The following is a 17124-nucleotide window of genomic DNA, read 5'->3' as shown; positions in this document are numbered from 1 at the left end:
TGCTCCCCCGTTACAAGCTTTTGAGTTGAGTGGCAGGTTGCACGCGGATCGCATTGGCAATCGGGAACAACCCAAAAACCAAACTTGATAACACTGATAAAACCACTGTGATCACCATTAAATCCACACTCATTGTCATAATATTTTTGCTCAAATGAGTGTACAGTTGGCTGGAGAAAAATAGGCTGAATTGCGCTAATAACAATCCAAGCCCCCCTCCTAATAAGCCGATAATCCCCGTCTCAATCATATATTGCTGGAACAAATCCATACTGCTTGCGCCTACAGCACGCCTCAAAGCGACCTCGCCCGCCTTCCCTTGGAATTTAGTCATAATAATGCTCATTGCATTGAGTAAGCACAGAGTAAAAAAGCATATCGCAAGCCACACCGCGATTTCACTGTCAGACGAGTAAGCTTCACGCTCTTTTAAATACGCTGATGGAGACTGTAATTGATTCAGAGTTGGCCGTTGAAAACGCCCCAATGCCTTTTGCTGTTCAACATAAGAGTTCAAAAAGTCCATGTATGCGCGCTTTTCAGATCCACCGTTTAGTTCTACCCAAAAAAACACCCAAACACACTCTGATGCCCATAAAGCCGCTACGGAAGCGTCTTCTGTTTCTTTCCAGCACTCAAAAGCCTGTAAGTTTGGTGACCACAGTTCCAAATTTAACTGGGTCTGAAAAGGTACAAATATATCTCTTGGCGCTTTAAATGCTCGCGTTGACTCGCCGTAAAAGCGCGGTAATATAAACCAATCATCTATTACACCAACCACAGTAAATTGGTGCTCCCCCAGTTCAACTGTTCGTCCTACCGAATCCTGACCATCAAATAATTTATCATTGAGCTTTTTCGAAATAACGGTAACTTGCTCACCATTAGTGTCGCTCGTTTCTGGCCAGCTAGAGCCATATAAAAATGGCACTTCAAAAGAAGAGAAAAAGTCCTTTGTAGAGCTGCGAACAAACGTCATTCTAGCGTCAACCGCATCTTGAGATGGCAGCTTCAACATATCTTTAAAGCCCGCAATGGGGATCTGTGCTTGTGCTTTGTCATGACGAATTAAATTAACAGCATCTTGCACAGACAAATAAATCGGTGCGGTTTCTACATCACGGTTCTTATAAGCTGACTCAGGACTCCAGTTGTTAAGTCGCACTAAAAACAAAGAGTCGGACTTCGATGGCAAAGGATCCTTTGTCATCATATGGTTGATAGTATAAGTCGTCATGGTCGCTGCTATACCCACTGCAATCACAATGACGGCCAGCAAACTCATGTAACGAGTTTTCCATAAACTCAAAATGGCTAATTTGGTGTAATAGCTGATCATGTATTTACCACCTTAAGCAATTTTTTGAGCTAAGTTTTTTATTTCACTAATTACCCCATCTTTTACTTCTATGACCCTGCTGGCTTGTGTAGCTTGCTCAAGGTCATGAGTCACCATAATTATGGTCGTCCCATTGCCATTAATCTCTTTTAACAGAGACATGATCCCCGCAGCCATCTTTGAATCTAAGTTACCTGTCGGCTCATCCGCCAACAAAAATGCCGGCGTGCCAGCTAATGCTCTAGCAATTGCAACACGCTGCTGCTGCCCTCCAGACAATTGAGACGGATAATGCTTTTGACGACTAGCCAGCCCCACTTTTTCAAGTGCTTGTTCTACTCGCTCTTTTCGCTGTGCACCAGAGAACTTCCTATAACGTAATGGCATTTCCACATTGTCATAAATGTTTAATTCAGGAATAAGGTTAAAACTTTGAAAGATAAAGCCTATTTTTTCATTTCTCAAACGGGATTTCGCTTTATCTCCCAGAGTCGACACCTCAACGCCATCAAGCCAGTATTGCCCTTCACTGGATACTTCAAGTAGGCCCGTAATGTTAAGAAAGGTTGTTTTTCCCGATCCAGAAGGACCAACAACAGCGATAAACTCACCTTGTTTCACCTCTAAATCAAATGGACTAAGCGCCTTAGTTTCGATTGTATCTGTGCGATAAGTTTTCGCTAAATTCGCCATTCTTAACATACTGTCCCCTATTGAACGATTCTTACACTTCCTGCTTCTTTGAATACGTCTAGGTCTGAAATTACCACTTTTTCACCCATTGCTAGGCCGGAAATAACCTCAACTTGTCCTAAACTCTTTGAACCTAATTTGATAGATTTTTTCACTGCGACATCGTCCTCTACAACATACACAAAGCGGCCGCCGCCAGACTCTGTAAATTGTCCACGAGGAAGATAATAAACATCATTTTTCTCTTCTAATACAACTCGGCTGGTCAATCGCTGATTTTGTCTCAACCCTTTGATATTCTTTTCCTTGAATCGAATTTTGCCTTCTACTTGACCACCAACAATTTCAGGCGAGATAGCGATTAACTCACCTTTATATATGCTCCCATTGAGCATTAAATCAGCACCCATCCCCAAAGCTAAGTCATCTGCATAATTCTCAGGAATGTTCACTTCGACCTCATACTGCGACAAATCTACAACGCTCAATAGTGGTTGATTTTTGGTCACTGAGTTTTTTTGCTCTACGGCCAAATTACCGACGATACCTGACACTGGAGAAACGATTGAAAGTGAAGCGACCTGTCTTTGTAATTCACTTACAATAACTTGTTGTGCTTCCAACTCCAGTGCGCGGGTTTTAATTTCAAATTTTTGACTTTCCTTCAATAATGCAACTTCCTTAACAGCTAAGCGATATTCCCTTTGTGCATTTTCCAAATCGTCTTTGGCCTTTTGAAAATCAATATCACTGACGACTTGGTTCTTATGACCTTCTTCATTTCGGCGCATTTCGCGTTTCGCAGCATTCAACGCAACTTGTGCTTTTCCGATATAATTCTCTTGCTCCAAGTCTTGCTTTTTTACTTGAATTTTTTCTCTATCTAGTTGTGTTTTCAGCCGTGTTAATTCAGACTTTTCCTGTGCTAACAAGCTCGTTAATTCGGGGCTGTCGATGGAAGCTAACGGCTCACCTAATGATACTGTATCTCCCGGCGTAACTAAGTAGGTCACGGTTCCTTGCGCTGGGCTATAAAGTGTTGGACGCTTCGCAGCTACGACGCGACCCTGCACTGAAATATCACGAATAAATTGCCCCTTTTGCACCTCAGCAATACGAATATTCTCTAAACGCACTGCACTTTTTCCACTCATCCAAATGGACAGTTGTGGCACTATCAAAGTAAAAAAAATAACGATACCGACTGCAATTGCGATGTAGAGCTTATAATTCCTTTTTTTCTCAATTTGCGTGTCTTGGGCACTGGTATCAGATATATATGTCATGTTACTTCCTTGAGCATTATGTCACTGCTTTTTCATTGGTTAAAATACACAAGAAGCCCCAAAATGTCACTTAAAATAAACATTTTATTAAAAAACAGTATAAGTGTGAGGCCGCTCTAATGACCAATTATTTGCTCTATATAGGCATATTATTTGAATATTTATATAGAAAATATTGGCAAAAAGGATATTAACATGAACGTCAACAGAGTTTAATCAACATTAAATATTTTATATGTTAGCGTAAAATTTAATGTGGATTTAACAAATTAAGGGGAAAGATGCAGCTTCCATGCTGCAGCAAGTGCGTGGGAATTACTCTTCTTCCAACAGAGTCAAAGGGATAATTTAGATTTAACAGAAGCGCAGTCGCTTCTGCTGAGAATAATTAACATAGTTTTTGTGTCAAAACGGTTTCACTGTTACTGACGGCGCGACTGATCGCTTGCACTAAGTTTTTTCCTTTTGCTTTTACAGAAATACTAGGCAGACCCGGTAAAAGCACTTCAATACTACATTGTGTCAATGTGCCGTGAAGTTTCGATGGAACTTCATCAATGTGGACTTTAACTTTGCGAATATTGGCAACATATTTTAACAACTGGTCACTCACTATTTTTGATGCTTTAGCCTTTGCCGCGCTACCAATTGCCTTACCTGTCATTCTTAAGTTAAGTTTCATATCTTTGACCTCGCTCATAAATGCGCATTAACCACTGTGTCACGGTGAAATAAATGATTGCGCCCTTGAGTTAAATCTACTAAGGTGGAATCAAAGATAAAAGCTGATTAAATCTTATTTAAACATCGAAATTTACGAAGTATGATGAATATAAACTACAACCACCTCTATTACTTTTGGCAAGTAAGTAAATTAGGCAGCATTGCGTCCGCAAGTAAAGTGTTACACCTCACCCCACAAACCATCAGTGCACAAATCACCAGCTTAGAGCAAAGACTGGGTAAGCCATTATTTGTTCGCGAAGGCAGAGGTTTGAGGCTAACAGAATACGGACAACTTACTCAGCAATATGCAAACGACATGTTTAATGTTGCAGAAGAGTGGCTAGAAACAACCCGCGGTGATCTGGATAATATCAATCGCACTTTAAAAGTAGGGATCTCTGATGCACTCCCTAAGTCACTCGTTTCTAAATGGCTATCTCCTCTTATCAAACATGAGCGTATTACCAATTTACACTGTATCGATGGTCAGCAGTCTGAATTACTTGCACAAATGGCTACCCATAAAATCGATTTAGTATTAGCTGATAAACCATTAGATAGCTCAACGCCATTCAAAGCCTTCTGTCATGAAATAGGGAAAAGTCAGCTCGGCCTCTACGGCAACTCAGCCTATTATTCAAAGCTCAGCAAAGATTATCCAAATGCACTCAAAGATATGCCAATTATTTTGCCCGCAAAGGCAAGTCCAGTCACAAATGCCATTCAGTACTGGCTTGAAGACTTGAATATTGAAATGTCTGTTGCAGGCCATGTTGATGACAGTGCTTTGATGAAAGCCTTAGGTCAGCAAGGGTTTGGTATATTTCCTGCGCCTCTGTCTATTAGAGAAGAAATAGAACGCCATTATGATGTCACGTTTATTGGCAGTATTGAAAACGTTTACCAACATTATTACGCATTCACACCAGATAGGCTGATCAAAGATACAATTTATTCTGAATTTGTGCAAAATGCGCAGCGTGAAGGTGAGTAGCGCCTTTATGCAAGTACAATACAGATACTAACAAGTAGCGAATTACCGATGAATAAACCTAAGATCACGATACATTATTGTGTACTATGCCAATGGCTACTGAGAAGTGGCTGGTTAGCACAAGAGCTATTATCAACTTTTGGAATGGATCTCGCAGAAGTCTCACTATCCCCCGCCAGCAAAGGGGTTTTTCAAATTTTTTACGATGATAAATTAATTTGGTGCCGGGTTAAAGATGGGGGCTTCCCTGAGGCCAAAGAACTCAAAAAACGTGTCAGAGACCTCTTAGATCCCACCCGAGATTTGGGGCATATCGACAAACATCAAAGTTAAAACATTTTTCACGTGGCTGAGTGACCTTAAACCATCCAGCCACTCACCCTTCAACTGCACCAAGGTGCACCACTGAATTCATCAACCTCAAAACAGTCAACCTCTCTCACCTTTAGGGTTGCGAAATTGACGACTTGCCATTGTTATCTAACACTATAAAGCCATAAAATTAAAAGAATAAATCCTGATTTTACCCAGCGATTGTGCGAACAATTAAATCAATTTAGATAGTAATAAATAAAGTAAAAATGACGCTATCAAATGACAAACAATCGGTAACAACATGACATAAAATTTAGCGATAAAAAAGTTCCCCTGCGCGCCATTGGTGAAGCCATCTTCCTGCTTCACCCCTATTGAAAATTCTTTATCCATGTCTTTCACAACTGAGTACATTTTCTTATAAAATGGCAACAGCAAGAAAAAGGTTAAAACCACACATAAACAGACTAAAAAATAATTCATACAAACTCCTTGTTAAAACCTGTATCGCTGGATTTTACCCGTATCTAAGTAACCACCTAAAAAAGTAAAAAAGCGAAAAATAAATATAAGTACCTATCTGCCAGCATCTCTACGTATTTGTCGCAACAATTCTTCATCCCTGATCAAGCGCTGCATTACCGCTTGAACTTCTGCACTATTCGCATTGTCGTACATTGTTAAAATGTCATTGGCCAGCTGCTGTTTTACTTCGGGGTTACTTTCATCTGCTTGATAGTATTGGCCCATCAAACCTTCAGCCGCCATTGTTTTCATATATTTATTAGGCTCTTTTTCAATAATATCTTGTAAGGATTTTGCGATACGCCTATCTACAACGGGAGAGTGTGCAACGACTTCCAATGCCTGAACTTTTAACTTGTCATCAGCGCTATTGCGGCTGATCTCAAGCACAGCGTCAACAGTTTCGTAATCAAACATCTCATCCTGAGTACGGTTGAGAATATACATGTTCATCTGTAACTGCCCCATGGCAGACAAGCGCTCATGTGGTGTCAAGCTTTGATCTAACACTTTTCCTCTTAGGTCTTGACTGACTCGATTTGCATATTCAGGATCTGTTTTTAATTTTAAATCATAGTCTTTAGGTAAATCTTCATAGAAACCATAAACTGGATTGTCTTCATTTCGTTTTTGTCTATCTTGACGTTCTTTTTCTTCCAAAACAGCCAGAATCGTCTCTTCAATCGCCCCACTTGATACACCTGCTCCAAAAGCTTGATTTTCAATATCTAAAAGGCGCTCTTCTAAATATTCAATGCGTGCTATCAGTGCACTATTATCCAAGTCTGTATAGTCTTGATTGCGTTTAAATTCAGCGACATGAGCAAGCTTTTGCACAGTCTGAGTGTTGTCCATTTTCGATTGGCGCTCTACTGTTAGGACTGGGCTACTGCTTGATTGAATTAAAAAGTTATATAACGTCAACGCCAGTGCCGCTGAAGCAATCCCTAAAGTAATATTATTTTTCGTTTGAGACATCTTGTACCTACACCTCTATATCAGGCCTGAAAATAAACACGCTTCCTTGAACCAACATTAAACACGGTGATCTTCTTTAATCAGATAGAATAACTGTTAAAAGTTGTACACTAAATTTAGCCATACAATGAGGTCAAATTGCAATCCTTGAACGATATAAAAGCAGTTTTGACAAACTAAACCGTAACAAAAAACATAACACATTGAATTAAATAAACATAACAAATTTTATGGCGGGTAATACTTCCTTGGGTCACCGTAAATAATTAAACAAAATGATGTGAATGGACTATCTAACAGGCTTGTTTATCAATTTAAAATCATTAAATTGCTGTTCAAGCCATTCGCCTAAACACCTTAACCCATTGGTATGATTAGCCTTGCTTGGCCTAATCAGGAAATATGAGAAAGGCATCATCAAAGGTGCATATGGCATCTTGACTAATGCGCTTTGAGTTATCATTTCAGTCGCAATATGATGCCACGCTAGCGCTATTCCTTGGCCATGTTTCGCAGCAGTTAATGTATGACCAACGTGGCTAAACATAGTAAATCTATCTCGAGAAACGCAATTAAGCGACTGCAACTCAAACCATGCTTGCCAGTCAATTCTTCCTGGTGCGTCTTCTTTGCCACCTTGATAACTCAATAAGTGTGCACCTTCACCCAGCTTTTTTGAATAGTGTGGTGCACATACAGGATAAACCCACTCTGTAGCGAGTTGCTGGCAAGTAAGACCTTGATATTGTCCATGACCAAAGTGAAGATGTGCATCAACATGTTCACGGTTGAAATCAACCAGTTGATCTTTCGCCACCAATTGTAATTCGATATTTGGGTAACGTCGGTAAAAGTCACTTAATTTAGGGATTAGCCAATGTTCAAGCAAAGAAGGGATCACAGCAAGTACAACGCGCTCGGTTTGATTGGAACGCCGCGCATTATCAATACCAAACTCCAAAATATTGAACCCTTTGTTGATATGCTCAGCGAGCAAAGTAGCGTCTCTGGTTAATGTGACCCCTTTAGACTTGCGATGAAACAAACTCATACCTAACTGAGTTTCTAATAGTTTCATTTGATGACTTACAGCACTTGGAGAAATATGTAATACCCCAGCAGCCGCTGTAAAATTAAGTTCTTTTGCAACCACAGAAAACGTATGTAATGCAGTTAAGGAGAGATTTAGATTGCTCATGATGTGAAATTGCCTCAAGTCACTTTGAGCTATTATCGCTTCTACTCTTGCTCTGTCAATTTCATAATGCTCTATATTAACATCAGCACTTAAACCGATACATCAGCTGAATCACAGGAGGAAAGATGTCTACCTATCAAGCAGCCATTTCTTGGCAAAGACAGCCCAATGAAGCATTTATCGATGCGAAGTATAGCCGAGCACATACTTGGTCTTTTGATGGGGGGGCTATCGTTGCAGCCTCCTCATCCCCCTCTATTGTGCCCTTACCATATTCTGTAGAACACCATGTTGATCCAGAAGAAGCATATGTCGCATCACTATCCAGCTGCCATATGTTGTTTTTCCTTCATTTTGCTGCAAAAGCCGGACTAGTTGTCGAGTCCTATATCGATAAGGCCTCAGGTATTATGGCTCCAAATGCTCAAGGGAACATGGCAATGGTTGAAGTAACGCTTAAACCACAAATAACATGGCAACAACCTCAGCGCGTCAATGAAAAAGTGCTCACTGAACTACACCACCAAGCACATTGCGCTTGCTTCATTGCAAACTCAGTAAATACGCTAATAAAAATAGAACATTGAGAAGAGTAAAACTCACAGAATGTCTCACTCTGCTATTAGGTTTCGCACATTAAAACACCCGCAGAGATACACCATCATGCTTGACCGCGCACTTTGTCATACTCAATGAAACGCTTTGACAGAGTGCTGACGTGGTAAGCCTAAAAAAGTCATGGAATATAAGGCAAGTTATCGCAATTAAAAGCTCTATTCACTTTTTGATATATTGCTTTTATCTTACCTTGTGTTTCCATTTTCCTTAATATCGGCTCTACACGTGTCATTAACGCCTTATTGTTTTCATGAAGATAGTGGTAAACAATTAACTCTGTCATGGCAGGCTCTAATTTCCTTATCTCACTTAAACCCAGCTTTTTTAAGCTGCATTCCCCGCTTTCTAAGTCAATGACAAAATCAACTTTATGCTGCGACAACATGTAAAATGCCTGCTCAATACTCGATACTTCCACCAATATACCTGATGGAAAACTCTGCGCCACAAGCATAAACCCTCTGACAGCTGCAACACGATACTTGGTTAATTCACGCCAATCTATAGGAGAAACATATCGCTGATTAGTGAATAAATACACTTTTTCAAACGCAACTGGCACACTCAGCATTCTCAGGTTGGGATAGTCTTGTTCTAGACCCGGTGTACGGGCAAGCAATCCATCTGTCAAACCTTTGTCAGCAATTCTCAAAGCGCGTTTAGCTGGATACAGCTCAAAAGTAACACTTTCATCAATTTGAGCATACGCGCTCAGTAACACCTCCTTGGCAACTGAAGAATAGATGGTGGGCTGAGTGATGGGTTGGGCGAGCAGGATCGTTTGCTCGTCACCATAAATACGGATAGACACTACAAAAAGAGAAATGCCTAGAATATAACCAATATAAGTGGGCATTGATTTATCCAAAGGTGAGCTTATCAACCTAACAGTCTCAATAGGAAAATAATAATGCAAAATCGTCATATTGGCCCAATCAATGATGCCAAAGACAACCATTTATAATACTACTGAGACTTCTCAGCCACTGCTACTTGATCAGTCCCCGCTTCTACTAAACTTCCCCAAGTAATACGCACTCTATATTTATCATTCACAGTTACGCTATATTGCCATCCAAAGCAATCGCATACTTGCGACGTGATCTTGCTACCAAGGCCATAACCTGTTTGCACTGCACTGACATTGATACTATTTTCGAACTCGACGCCCGAGACATCGCACCTCACGTACAATGCCCCTTCTCCATGCTGTAACGCATTTTTTGCTATCTGTGTCAAAAGTAGCTGCAATAATTTAGGTTGTACGGCTTGCTCATTAAGCACAAACTCATTGTCAAAATGAATGATTAAGCCCAGACCAGCCCACTTTTTTTGCCACGTAATTAAGATGGGTAATAGAGCATGACACGCCAGTTTCGCTTTATTGGGCTGGCTCAGTAATAAAACCGCATCTGCTACCTCAGTTAACTCTGTTTGTCCAATTTCCAATTCTTCAAAAACATCTAGCGCAGCCAAAGGGATATCATCTATCTGCTGAAGTCGGTGAATACTGTGGTTGATTTTAGTCAATGGTGTTCGTATTTCATGGCTCAAAAATGCCGAAAACAACCGCTCTTTCTGTTGCGCATGCTGGCGAGCAAAGCGTGCCAATGTTAATGAAGACTGAAGCTCTGCAAACTCTACAAACCTTGCTGTTGGTGCACTCTCTTGCTGTTCATCCAAGTTTTGTTTAAGCCCCCCGATATCTCTGCTAATTGCACGCCAGATCCGCCAAATTAATAGCCCGATAGGCACAATCATAAAACCACTTAAGATCAAAAAAATAGGCAATAGGCTGGGGGATGTCTGCTGTGAAAAAACATGAATGACAAACAGTTCTCGACCTAAATTATCTTCACTTTTGAGTACATACATATCCCCTTTATCATAGGGCAAAAGTAGTGTGTGCTCATATTCTATATCGTGGATACTCAGTATTTTTTGATACTGAATTGGCATAGTATTCATTACACCAATGTACTTTTCTGCTGATTCGAAAGGTAGCTGAAGCTGACCACTGTGTGCTAGCGCCAAGTCCTGATAGAGGTAATGCTCAGTGGTATCATCCCAAGCATAGTGATACACCCAGGTTGCAACTTGGATCCATATCGCAATAAATACAATAAAAAAAATGCCAAATCTCAGCGTAAAATAACGCCCGAGGCTTTGTGGGTTAGCCATTAATACACCTCAATACCACCCCTTGACTTTTAATCGTGTGGATGAGTTCTGGCTCATCATATTTAGTTATATTGCGCCGCAAACGCGTTAATAAAGACTTATACATATTATTATTCACGTCCTGATCTGGCCATATATGTATCAAGATCTGATCTTTATTCACCGGCGTCGGACTATGCTTTGCCAGTAAAGAAAGCAGTTGCCACTGCTGTGGAGATAGCACCAAAATGCGTTCTCCTCGTCTGGCTATCTTCATAGAGAAATCAATACATAAGCTATCTAGCTCGAACATGACTTCGGCTTTTTTCGGTTGTTTCTGCGCCAGTATTTTTAGCCTAACTGCAAGCTCAGGTAAAGCAAATGGCTTGGTGATATAATCCAATGCCCCCGCAGAAAAAGCCGCAAGTTTGTCCTCAAGAGCAGTGGCTGCTGTACAAAACAATACAGGCACGCCTTGCCCCAGAATATCTTCTGACAATAAATTCAGGCCACTGCCATCAGGCAGGTCCATATCTAAAATCACCGCATCATAACGACTATACAAATTTGTTTGTACTGCTATTTCTTTTGCACTCGCGACAGACATGGCATAATCCACTTCAATGCCTTCACATTGCAAAAAGTCAATTAATTGTGCCGCTAAAGAAATATCGTCTTCCACCAGTAAAACAAGCATAAAACCTCTACACTGTTACCTTATGGTTACCATGCCACTGATATTGTAACGCCAACTAATAGGAGTCAACCATGAGAGTCACAAATATGTCTTTACTTCCTTTAATTGTAGCTGGCCTTTGTTTATCAGGCTGTAACTCAGATTCGAGCTCTACCGCGAATAATACTATCAATAGCAATACACCAAACACGGCGCCCAATCAAACTACGCAAGCTCAATCCACTATGGTGTTTGTAAATGGTGATATTTATACCGTCAATGAAGCTAAACCTTGGGCACAGGCGATTGCAATCAAAGATAATAAGATTATTTTTGTGGGCTCTACAGAGCAAGTGCAACAACATATTGGTGAAAATACGCAAGTTATTGACTTAAAAGGTAAAATGATGATACCTGGGTTTCATGATGTGCATATGCACCCATTGGAATCAGGCTCAGACGCAACGCAATTTACACTTCCTGAACAAGCCTCTACCGAGACTTACATTGACCTCATTGCAGATGCTGCATTTCAAAATCCTGATGCTGAGTGGCTAATTGGCTATGGGCATTCAATTGGCACACTTTTGGACATGCAAGACAGTCCAATTGAAGTCTTAGATAAGGCTGTACCAAACCGCCCCGTGATCATCATGGAACAAACTTCTCATTCTATGTGGGTCAATAGCAAAGCACTAGAACTAGCAAGGATCCATGTCAATAGCCCAGACCCTATTGGCGGTGTCATTGGAAAAGATGAGCAAGGGAATGTTGATGGGATCCTGTATGATAACGCGGGTAATCAAGTGATGGAGCTAGCGATGCGCTCGCTGACCAACACACAACAAAACGATTACTTGGGGCTGATAGAGTATACGATGCCTGCACTCAATAAAGCTGGGATCACATCTATCAGCGATGCACGAACTTATTGGCAACGCGGTCACCTAGAAACCTGGTTAAAGATCGCAAACGAAGACAAATTAACTCTCAGAGCGCACTTAGGCCTTTGGGCATACCCACAAATGAGTGATGCGACACAACTGAGTAAACTAAAATCTCTCTACCAAGCCGATCCGAATAGTTTGCTAAAAGTGAATCAGGTGAAGTTTTATGTCGATGGTATTCTGGTCAATACCACAGCAGCCATGCACGAACCATATCACCAAAACTGGTTGGAACTAGATGGTAATAATGGTTTTAATTACTTTACTCAAGCTCGCCTTGAGAAATACATCAAAGCGCTTGAGCCAACAGGTTTCGATTTTAATATTCATGCCATTGGTGATAGAGGGATCCATGAAGCATTAAACGCCATTGAAAATGCATCTTCTGGTAAAGCACGTCACAGATTAACCCACCTTGAAGTTGTTGACCCAGCTGATTACGAACGCTTCGCTAAATTAGGTGTCATTGCGGATGCACAAGTTGCTGGAGATTTTACTGATCCAAGTCACTGGCCAGAAAACATCCCTTTACTTGGTGTAGAGCGCTCACAAGACCTCGTGCCTATCAAAAACTTGGTCGACAGTAATGCCACCCTAACACTCTCTAGTGATTGGAATGTAAGCCCATTTAATCCATTCATTGGGATCAGCAATGCGATATCAAGGGCACCACAGGCAATCACTCTCGCTCAAGCACTCGAAGCCTATACATTAAACAGCGCCTATGCCATGCGGCAGGATCATCTAGTTGGCAGTATCGAAGTTGGCAAGCTCGCTGATTTAGTTGTGCTTGATAAAAATCTGTTTGAAAGCACCGTCAAAGAAATCGCCAATACGCAAGTCACCATGACCTTACTTGATGGAGAGATTGTATATCAACGATAACTCCCTCTCCAATGGGGCTGATTTTTAGCCCCTCTTCAAAGAAACTAAAATGTAACAACACACCCACTAGCATCCATTTTCATGACTTCTATTATCACTGAATTACTAATAAAGTTACTTTTTTACTCACCACATACAGACCAAACACTTACTCAACAAGTTTCATACTTCCCATCACAATTATTTATTTAAATATACTGAATAAATACTAGGTTATTTTAAAATAGACAGTGTTACCATTGCGCAAAATTTAAACCTGTTTCACCAATAAGTTACCCATACCATGTTCAAAGCATCCGTAATATCAAGAATATCAGTCGGATACACGGTAGTTCTCCTGGCAATGGTTGCCATAAGCGTCTTCTCTCTCTTTAGAATGTCAGAGATCAACAGCAACTTAAAAAAAGTCACTCAAGTTGCTCAACCAATCGACATAAAAGTAAATTCTGTCGAAAGTAAACTTGATCAACTTAACCTATCTGTGTATCAGCATTACTATGCTGACGAGATTTCTGAGCAGTTAAGATTGGAAGGTTCCATAAACGCATATCAGAAAAAAATACAACAGCAGCTCGATGCAATGACAGAGTTGTTTACCAATTTACCAAACAACGGTGAGAAAATTCAGGTTGTTGAGCAGTTTGAAGCCAGCAAAGCACAAGTATTCAGCGCACAGAAAAAGTCGATGAGTGTCGCCAGTGCGGCGCTGAAAAACAAAGCCACGTTAAAACAATACCAGATACAGATCAGTAATCTCGACAAACAACTTGCAGATATTACAGAGCGTTACACACGCTACCGACCAAACCAAGCGGTTAGTTCCTCTTTAAGCCAACTTAGATATGGTATTTCTATCGCTAAACAGTTTCTATTGATAAACAACTTACAAGAACTGCAAGCGCTCTCACAAGAATACAAGTTGTGGTTGAGTGACTATGTGAAAAGTGGTTATCAATTGCAAGCGCTCTCCCCCAGTGCACCTTTAGAGCGAAACATCATTAAACCACTGGGTAGCGTAGCAACTGATCTAGCCTGGGTAATCGGAAAACAAGATGGCATAAAATCTCTTCAGAGCAGCTACTTATCGAGTAAAAATGTACTTATTAGTAATCTTGCACAAGTGGAATCAGGGTTACAGCAGCTCAAATCTGATATGGCACAAATCAGTAAATTAAGTCAGGACTTTAGCGCTTCGGTCGAGTCACAAACGACTGCGTCAGTTGAATCAAGCTTTACTTGGATTTCTTTGGCAACCCTTACCACTCTGATATTCGGTATTTTGACAGCGCTGTATATTACTCGCAGTATTAGTCGCCCGTTAAAGCAAACCGTTGCGGACATAGAAAAGCTAGCGACCGGCAATCTTCAAGATCATATTGATGTATCAGGCAAAGACGAATTTGCACAACTGCGTCAATCACTACAACGTTTGAGAATTGCGTTTGTGACGATTATCACCGACATCAAAACACAATCAGAGCAAATCAATCACTCTGTCGATACTTTGTCTAATAGTGCACAACATACAACCACAATCGCTAATCAGCAAAAAGATCAAACCACTCAAGTGGCAAGTGCCGTACTTGAAATGACCGCAACGTCGAGTGAAATTTCAGATACGGCGGTGCAAGCAACTCAGCTAATGGCCGAAGCCGACGCGCTGGCAACACAATCTCAAGGTTTAGTTCAGCAAAACCAAACGCTCAGTGAACAACTTCGTTGTGACATGACATCGGCTGCGGACGTAGTGGCTTCTCTTGACAAAGAATGTCGACAAATTGAAGAGGTAGTCAACGTTATCGATACAATTGCCGATCAGACCAACTTATTGGCGCTCAATGCTGCAATTGAAGCAGCTAGAGCCGCAGAGCACGGCCGTGGATTTGCCGTTGTTGCTGATGAAGTGCGCACACTCGCTATGCGGACACAAACATCAACTGAACAAATTCAAACTAAAATAAATCAACTGCTTAAATCTTCTGATTTGGCGGTACAAGCGCTTCGTAGCTCAGTTAACAATACAGAGTCTTGTACTCAAATGGCAAAAGAAATCGATGTGCAAATTAAAGCGTTTGCGCAAGGTGTCAGCGATGCACACCAACTTAACGAAGTCATTGCTGAAGCCGCCAAACAACAGCATATTGCCGCGCAAGAGATAAGTACCAGCATCGAAAACATTGATGAGCTTTCGCTGCAAACACTCGATCAAATTCAACATAACCATGCCGCAGCCAATGAGCTAGACAAAGCATCAGATGCCCTAGTAACAATGAACGAGCAGTTTAAGGTGCAATAAGAGGTGAACATGACAAAATATTTCTATTTACTTATTGCTTTATTGCTCTGGCCATCCATAGCCTGTGCAAAGCAGCAACTTGACCTTTACACATGGCGTCAGCAAGAACAGTTGTTATGGGATAAGATTAACAACCAGAACTTAATTGACGGTGTGCAGGTCAATGTCAAAGTCATTGACTTTGATACATACCAATCACATATCCAATTGGCGATACAAAATCAGCGCGTAGATTTGTTTCAATGGATGCCCGGGCCCGCGGCACTCGCGCCACTGATTGAACATAATTTGATATTACCACAGAACTCGACGTTACAATCAATCAACCCAAATGCACTTCCAGCAGCAACAGGCGCTGATAACAACATCTATGGTGTACCGTTTGCCATGCAGCTTGAAGGCATATTGGTCAACAAAAAATTATTGGCAAAACATGGATTGGAGTCACAGCCTCATTCTATTTCTGCACTCGAGCATGTATTCAGCCAATTAAAAAGCCGAAATATTACTGCTCTGCAAATGGCCAGTGATCAGTGGTACCTATCGCAAGTGGTCGCCGAAGTAATGACTGCGGGATTACTCAAAGCGTCTCGAGCACAAGCACTTACAAATGGCCAGGCTTGTTTTACGGACTCTGATTACGTCAATATTTTGGACACCTTAAAAGACTGGCACACAAAAGGCTACATCAATCATGATGTGTTAAAGCAAGATTATCATGGTATGGGCACCAGCAAAGCACTTGGCAACTCAGCGTTAGCTTTAGATGGCGGTTGGCGTGCAGGACCTAACTCTGTGTTTTACCAAATAGACAAAAGCTATCAAGTTGGCTTTTGGCCAATCCCCGGAGAAAGCGGCAAATTCTACGGGTTTGCCGATGGTACCTATCAGACAAACGCCAAAAGCAAGTATGCTGAGCATGCCCAAAAAGTGCTTAACTTTACGACGACAAAAGCATTTGCCAACTTATTTGCCAATACGCTAAATGAAATCCCGGCATACGGTGGGGAAGTGCAAATCAATAGTGCGAACCTCAGAGCACAAGCAAAGCGCTTAAACGAGCAAAGTTATGGTGCCAGCTTATTTACGGCTGCGTCATTAAATCAAGGCTCGCCAAGTTATCAGCAACTTGTTTCAGAAGCCATCAAGCAGGTGTTTTCTGGAAAGACTGCACAGCAAGCAGCGCAGCATATTCAGCAAGGACTAAACAGTTGGCAATATATTGGTGCCGAGTACTGTAACAAATAAACAGTACGTTTTAATAAATGCGAGTTCTCTTAAACAAGGTAGGGCACATAGACATGTTTCCTACCAAATCGGCTAACAGGGAAAGAGAGATTTAAAACATGTCAGCCTAGTGAAGGCTCGCATTATATTATTACTGACACGCAGAGTGGCAACTTTCGACCAATCAATGAAGGCGCAATGAAGATAGGTGTGTAAAGATAAAATGAAGATTCTACTCTCATAAACACATAACCTGAACAC

The 17124-nt window shown here is 41.1% G+C and carries 16 protein-coding genes; 6 read left to right on the top strand and 10 right to left on the bottom strand.

All coding sequences use genetic code 11. The annotated features are described in order from the left end of the window. Positions 1–10 precede the first annotated feature (10 nt). The 4 genes from N473_RS21470 to N473_RS21455 all read right to left on the bottom strand — a co-directional run bounded on the left by N473_RS21470 (position 11) and on the right by N473_RS21455 (position 4000). A complete protein-coding gene (locus tag N473_RS21470) occupies positions 11–1339 on the bottom strand; it encodes an ABC transporter permease (RefSeq protein ID WP_063369707.1) in 1329 nt (442 codons plus the stop codon). A 12-nt stretch (positions 1340–1351) separates the two neighbouring features. Continuing rightward, positions 1352–2041, bottom strand: a complete 690-nt coding sequence (locus N473_RS21465; RefSeq protein WP_063369706.1) for an ABC transporter ATP-binding protein — start codon at positions 2039–2041, stop codon at positions 1352–1354. An 8-nt stretch (positions 2042–2049) separates the two neighbouring features. Further along, positions 2050–3318, bottom strand: a complete 1269-nt coding sequence (locus tag N473_RS21460; protein ID WP_063369705.1) for an efflux RND transporter periplasmic adaptor subunit — start codon at positions 3316–3318, stop codon at positions 2050–2052. 388 nt (positions 3319–3706) lie between these two features. Further along, on the bottom strand, positions 3707–4000 hold the full coding sequence (locus N473_RS21455) for a hypothetical protein (protein ID WP_063369799.1): 294 nt from the start codon (positions 3998–4000) through the stop codon (positions 3707–3709). A 144-nt stretch (positions 4001–4144) separates the two neighbouring features. Between N473_RS21455 and nhaR the strand changes: the two genes are divergently transcribed. Both nhaR and N473_RS21445 read left to right on the top strand, forming a co-directional pair. Then, positions 4145–5038, top strand: a complete 894-nt coding sequence (nhaR, locus tag N473_RS21450) for a transcriptional activator NhaR (protein ID WP_063369704.1) — start codon at positions 4145–4147, stop codon at positions 5036–5038. Between the two features lie 48 nt (positions 5039–5086). Next, a complete protein-coding gene (locus N473_RS21445; RefSeq protein ID WP_039610654.1) occupies positions 5087–5371 on the top strand; it encodes a SelT/SelW/SelH family protein in 285 nt (94 codons plus the stop codon). Between the two features lie 213 nt (positions 5372–5584). Here N473_RS21445 and N473_RS21440 read toward each other — a convergent pair whose 3' ends face one another. From N473_RS21440 to N473_RS21430, 3 genes are all read right to left on the bottom strand, one after another. After that, positions 5585–5836: a hypothetical protein gene (locus tag N473_RS21440; RefSeq protein WP_063369703.1), complete on the bottom strand. Its 252-nt coding sequence runs from the start codon at positions 5834–5836 to the stop codon at positions 5585–5587. A gap of 93 nt (positions 5837–5929) precedes the next feature. Further along, on the bottom strand, positions 5930–6856 hold the full coding sequence (locus N473_RS21435; RefSeq protein ID WP_063369702.1) for a hypothetical protein: 927 nt from the start codon (positions 6854–6856) through the stop codon (positions 5930–5932). Between the two features lie 289 nt (positions 6857–7145). Further along, on the bottom strand, positions 7146–8054 hold the full coding sequence (locus tag N473_RS21430; RefSeq protein WP_063369701.1) for a LysR substrate-binding domain-containing protein: 909 nt from the start codon (positions 8052–8054) through the stop codon (positions 7146–7148). 125 nt (positions 8055–8179) lie between these two features. On the opposite strand from N473_RS21430, the gene N473_RS21425 reads away from it, so the two are divergent. Next, the gene (locus N473_RS21425; RefSeq protein WP_063369700.1) at positions 8180–8641 is read left to right on the top strand and encodes an OsmC family protein; all 462 of its coding nucleotides are present in this window, start codon (positions 8180–8182) and stop codon (positions 8639–8641) included. Positions 8642–8790: 149 nt separating this feature from the next. Here N473_RS21425 and N473_RS21420 read toward each other — a convergent pair whose 3' ends face one another. The 3 genes from N473_RS21420 to N473_RS21410 all read right to left on the bottom strand — a co-directional run bounded on the left by N473_RS21420 (position 8791) and on the right by N473_RS21410 (position 11529). After that, positions 8791–9528, bottom strand: a complete 738-nt coding sequence (locus tag N473_RS21420) for a transporter substrate-binding domain-containing protein (RefSeq protein ID WP_155735690.1) — start codon at positions 9526–9528, stop codon at positions 8791–8793. 110 nt (positions 9529–9638) lie between these two features. Continuing rightward, positions 9639–10853: a HAMP domain-containing histidine kinase gene (locus N473_RS21415; protein ID WP_063369698.1), complete on the bottom strand. Its 1215-nt coding sequence runs from the start codon at positions 10851–10853 to the stop codon at positions 9639–9641. Beyond that, positions 10846–11529, bottom strand: a complete 684-nt coding sequence (locus N473_RS21410; protein ID WP_063369697.1) for a response regulator transcription factor — start codon at positions 11527–11529, stop codon at positions 10846–10848. Before N473_RS21410 ends, N473_RS21415 begins: the two co-directional genes overlap by 8 nt. A gap of 71 nt (positions 11530–11600) precedes the next feature. On the opposite strand from N473_RS21410, the gene N473_RS21405 reads away from it, so the two are divergent. The 3 genes from N473_RS21405 to N473_RS21395 all read left to right on the top strand — a co-directional run bounded on the left by N473_RS21405 (position 11601) and on the right by N473_RS21395 (position 16884). Next, a complete protein-coding gene (locus N473_RS21405) occupies positions 11601–13340 on the top strand; it encodes an amidohydrolase (protein WP_063369696.1) in 1740 nt (579 codons plus the stop codon). Between the two features lie 283 nt (positions 13341–13623). Next, the gene (locus N473_RS21400) at positions 13624–15636 is read left to right on the top strand and encodes a methyl-accepting chemotaxis protein (RefSeq protein ID WP_081221336.1); all 2013 of its coding nucleotides are present in this window, start codon (positions 13624–13626) and stop codon (positions 15634–15636) included. A 9-nt stretch (positions 15637–15645) separates the two neighbouring features. Beyond that, positions 15646–16884 carry an extracellular solute-binding protein gene (locus N473_RS21395; RefSeq protein ID WP_063369694.1) on the top strand — a complete coding sequence of 413 codons (1239 nt, stop codon included), beginning with the start codon at positions 15646–15648 and terminating at the stop codon, positions 16882–16884. Positions 16885–17124 lie beyond the last annotated feature (240 nt).

Source organism: Pseudoalteromonas luteoviolacea CPMOR-1 (assembly GCF_001625685.1).
In the GTDB taxonomy this organism is placed as follows: domain Bacteria; phylum Pseudomonadota; class Gammaproteobacteria; order Enterobacterales; family Alteromonadaceae; genus Pseudoalteromonas; species Pseudoalteromonas luteoviolacea_K.
Note: the sequence above shows the minus strand (reverse complement) of the source record. Positions and strands in the feature narration are given on the sequence as shown.

Bases quoted from the DNA above. Each gene is read 5' to 3' on its own strand.
- N473_RS21405 (WP_063369696.1), top strand. From the start codon at position 11,601: ATGAGAGTCACAAATATGTCTTTACTTCCTTTAATTGTAGCTGGCCTT.
- N473_RS21460 (WP_063369705.1), bottom strand. From the start codon at position 3,318: ATGACATATATATCTGATACCAGTGCCCAAGACACGCAAATTGAGAAA.
- N473_RS21470 (WP_063369707.1), bottom strand. From the start codon at position 1,339: ATGATCAGCTATTACACCAAATTAGCCATTTTGAGTTTATGGAAAACT.
- N473_RS21425 (WP_063369700.1), top strand. From the start codon at position 8,180: ATGTCTACCTATCAAGCAGCCATTTCTTGGCAAAGACAGCCCAATGAA.
- N473_RS21430 (WP_063369701.1), bottom strand. From the start codon at position 8,054: ATGAGCAATCTAAATCTCTCCTTAACTGCATTACATACGTTTTCTGTG.
- nhaR (WP_063369704.1), top strand. From the start codon at position 4,145: ATGAATATAAACTACAACCACCTCTATTACTTTTGGCAAGTAAGTAAA.
- N473_RS21395 (WP_063369694.1), top strand. From the start codon at position 15,646: ATGACAAAATATTTCTATTTACTTATTGCTTTATTGCTCTGGCCATCC.
- N473_RS21420 (WP_155735690.1), bottom strand. From the start codon at position 9,528: ATGCCCACTTATATTGGTTATATTCTAGGCATTTCTCTTTTTGTAGTG.
- N473_RS21440 (WP_063369703.1), bottom strand. From the start codon at position 5,836: ATGAATTATTTTTTAGTCTGTTTATGTGTGGTTTTAACCTTTTTCTTG.
- N473_RS21410 (WP_063369697.1), bottom strand. From the start codon at position 11,529: ATGCTTGTTTTACTGGTGGAAGACGATATTTCTTTAGCGGCACAATTA.
- N473_RS21415 (WP_063369698.1), bottom strand. From the start codon at position 10,853: ATGGCTAACCCACAAAGCCTCGGGCGTTATTTTACGCTGAGATTTGGC.
- N473_RS21435 (WP_063369702.1), bottom strand. From the start codon at position 6,856: ATGTCTCAAACGAAAAATAATATTACTTTAGGGATTGCTTCAGCGGCA.
- N473_RS21445 (WP_039610654.1), top strand. From the start codon at position 5,087: ATGAATAAACCTAAGATCACGATACATTATTGTGTACTATGCCAATGG.
- N473_RS21455 (WP_063369799.1), bottom strand. From the start codon at position 4,000: ATGAAACTTAACTTAAGAATGACAGGTAAGGCAATTGGTAGCGCGGCA.
- N473_RS21400 (WP_081221336.1), top strand. From the start codon at position 13,624: ATGTTCAAAGCATCCGTAATATCAAGAATATCAGTCGGATACACGGTA.
- N473_RS21465 (WP_063369706.1), bottom strand. From the start codon at position 2,041: ATGTTAAGAATGGCGAATTTAGCGAAAACTTATCGCACAGATACAATC.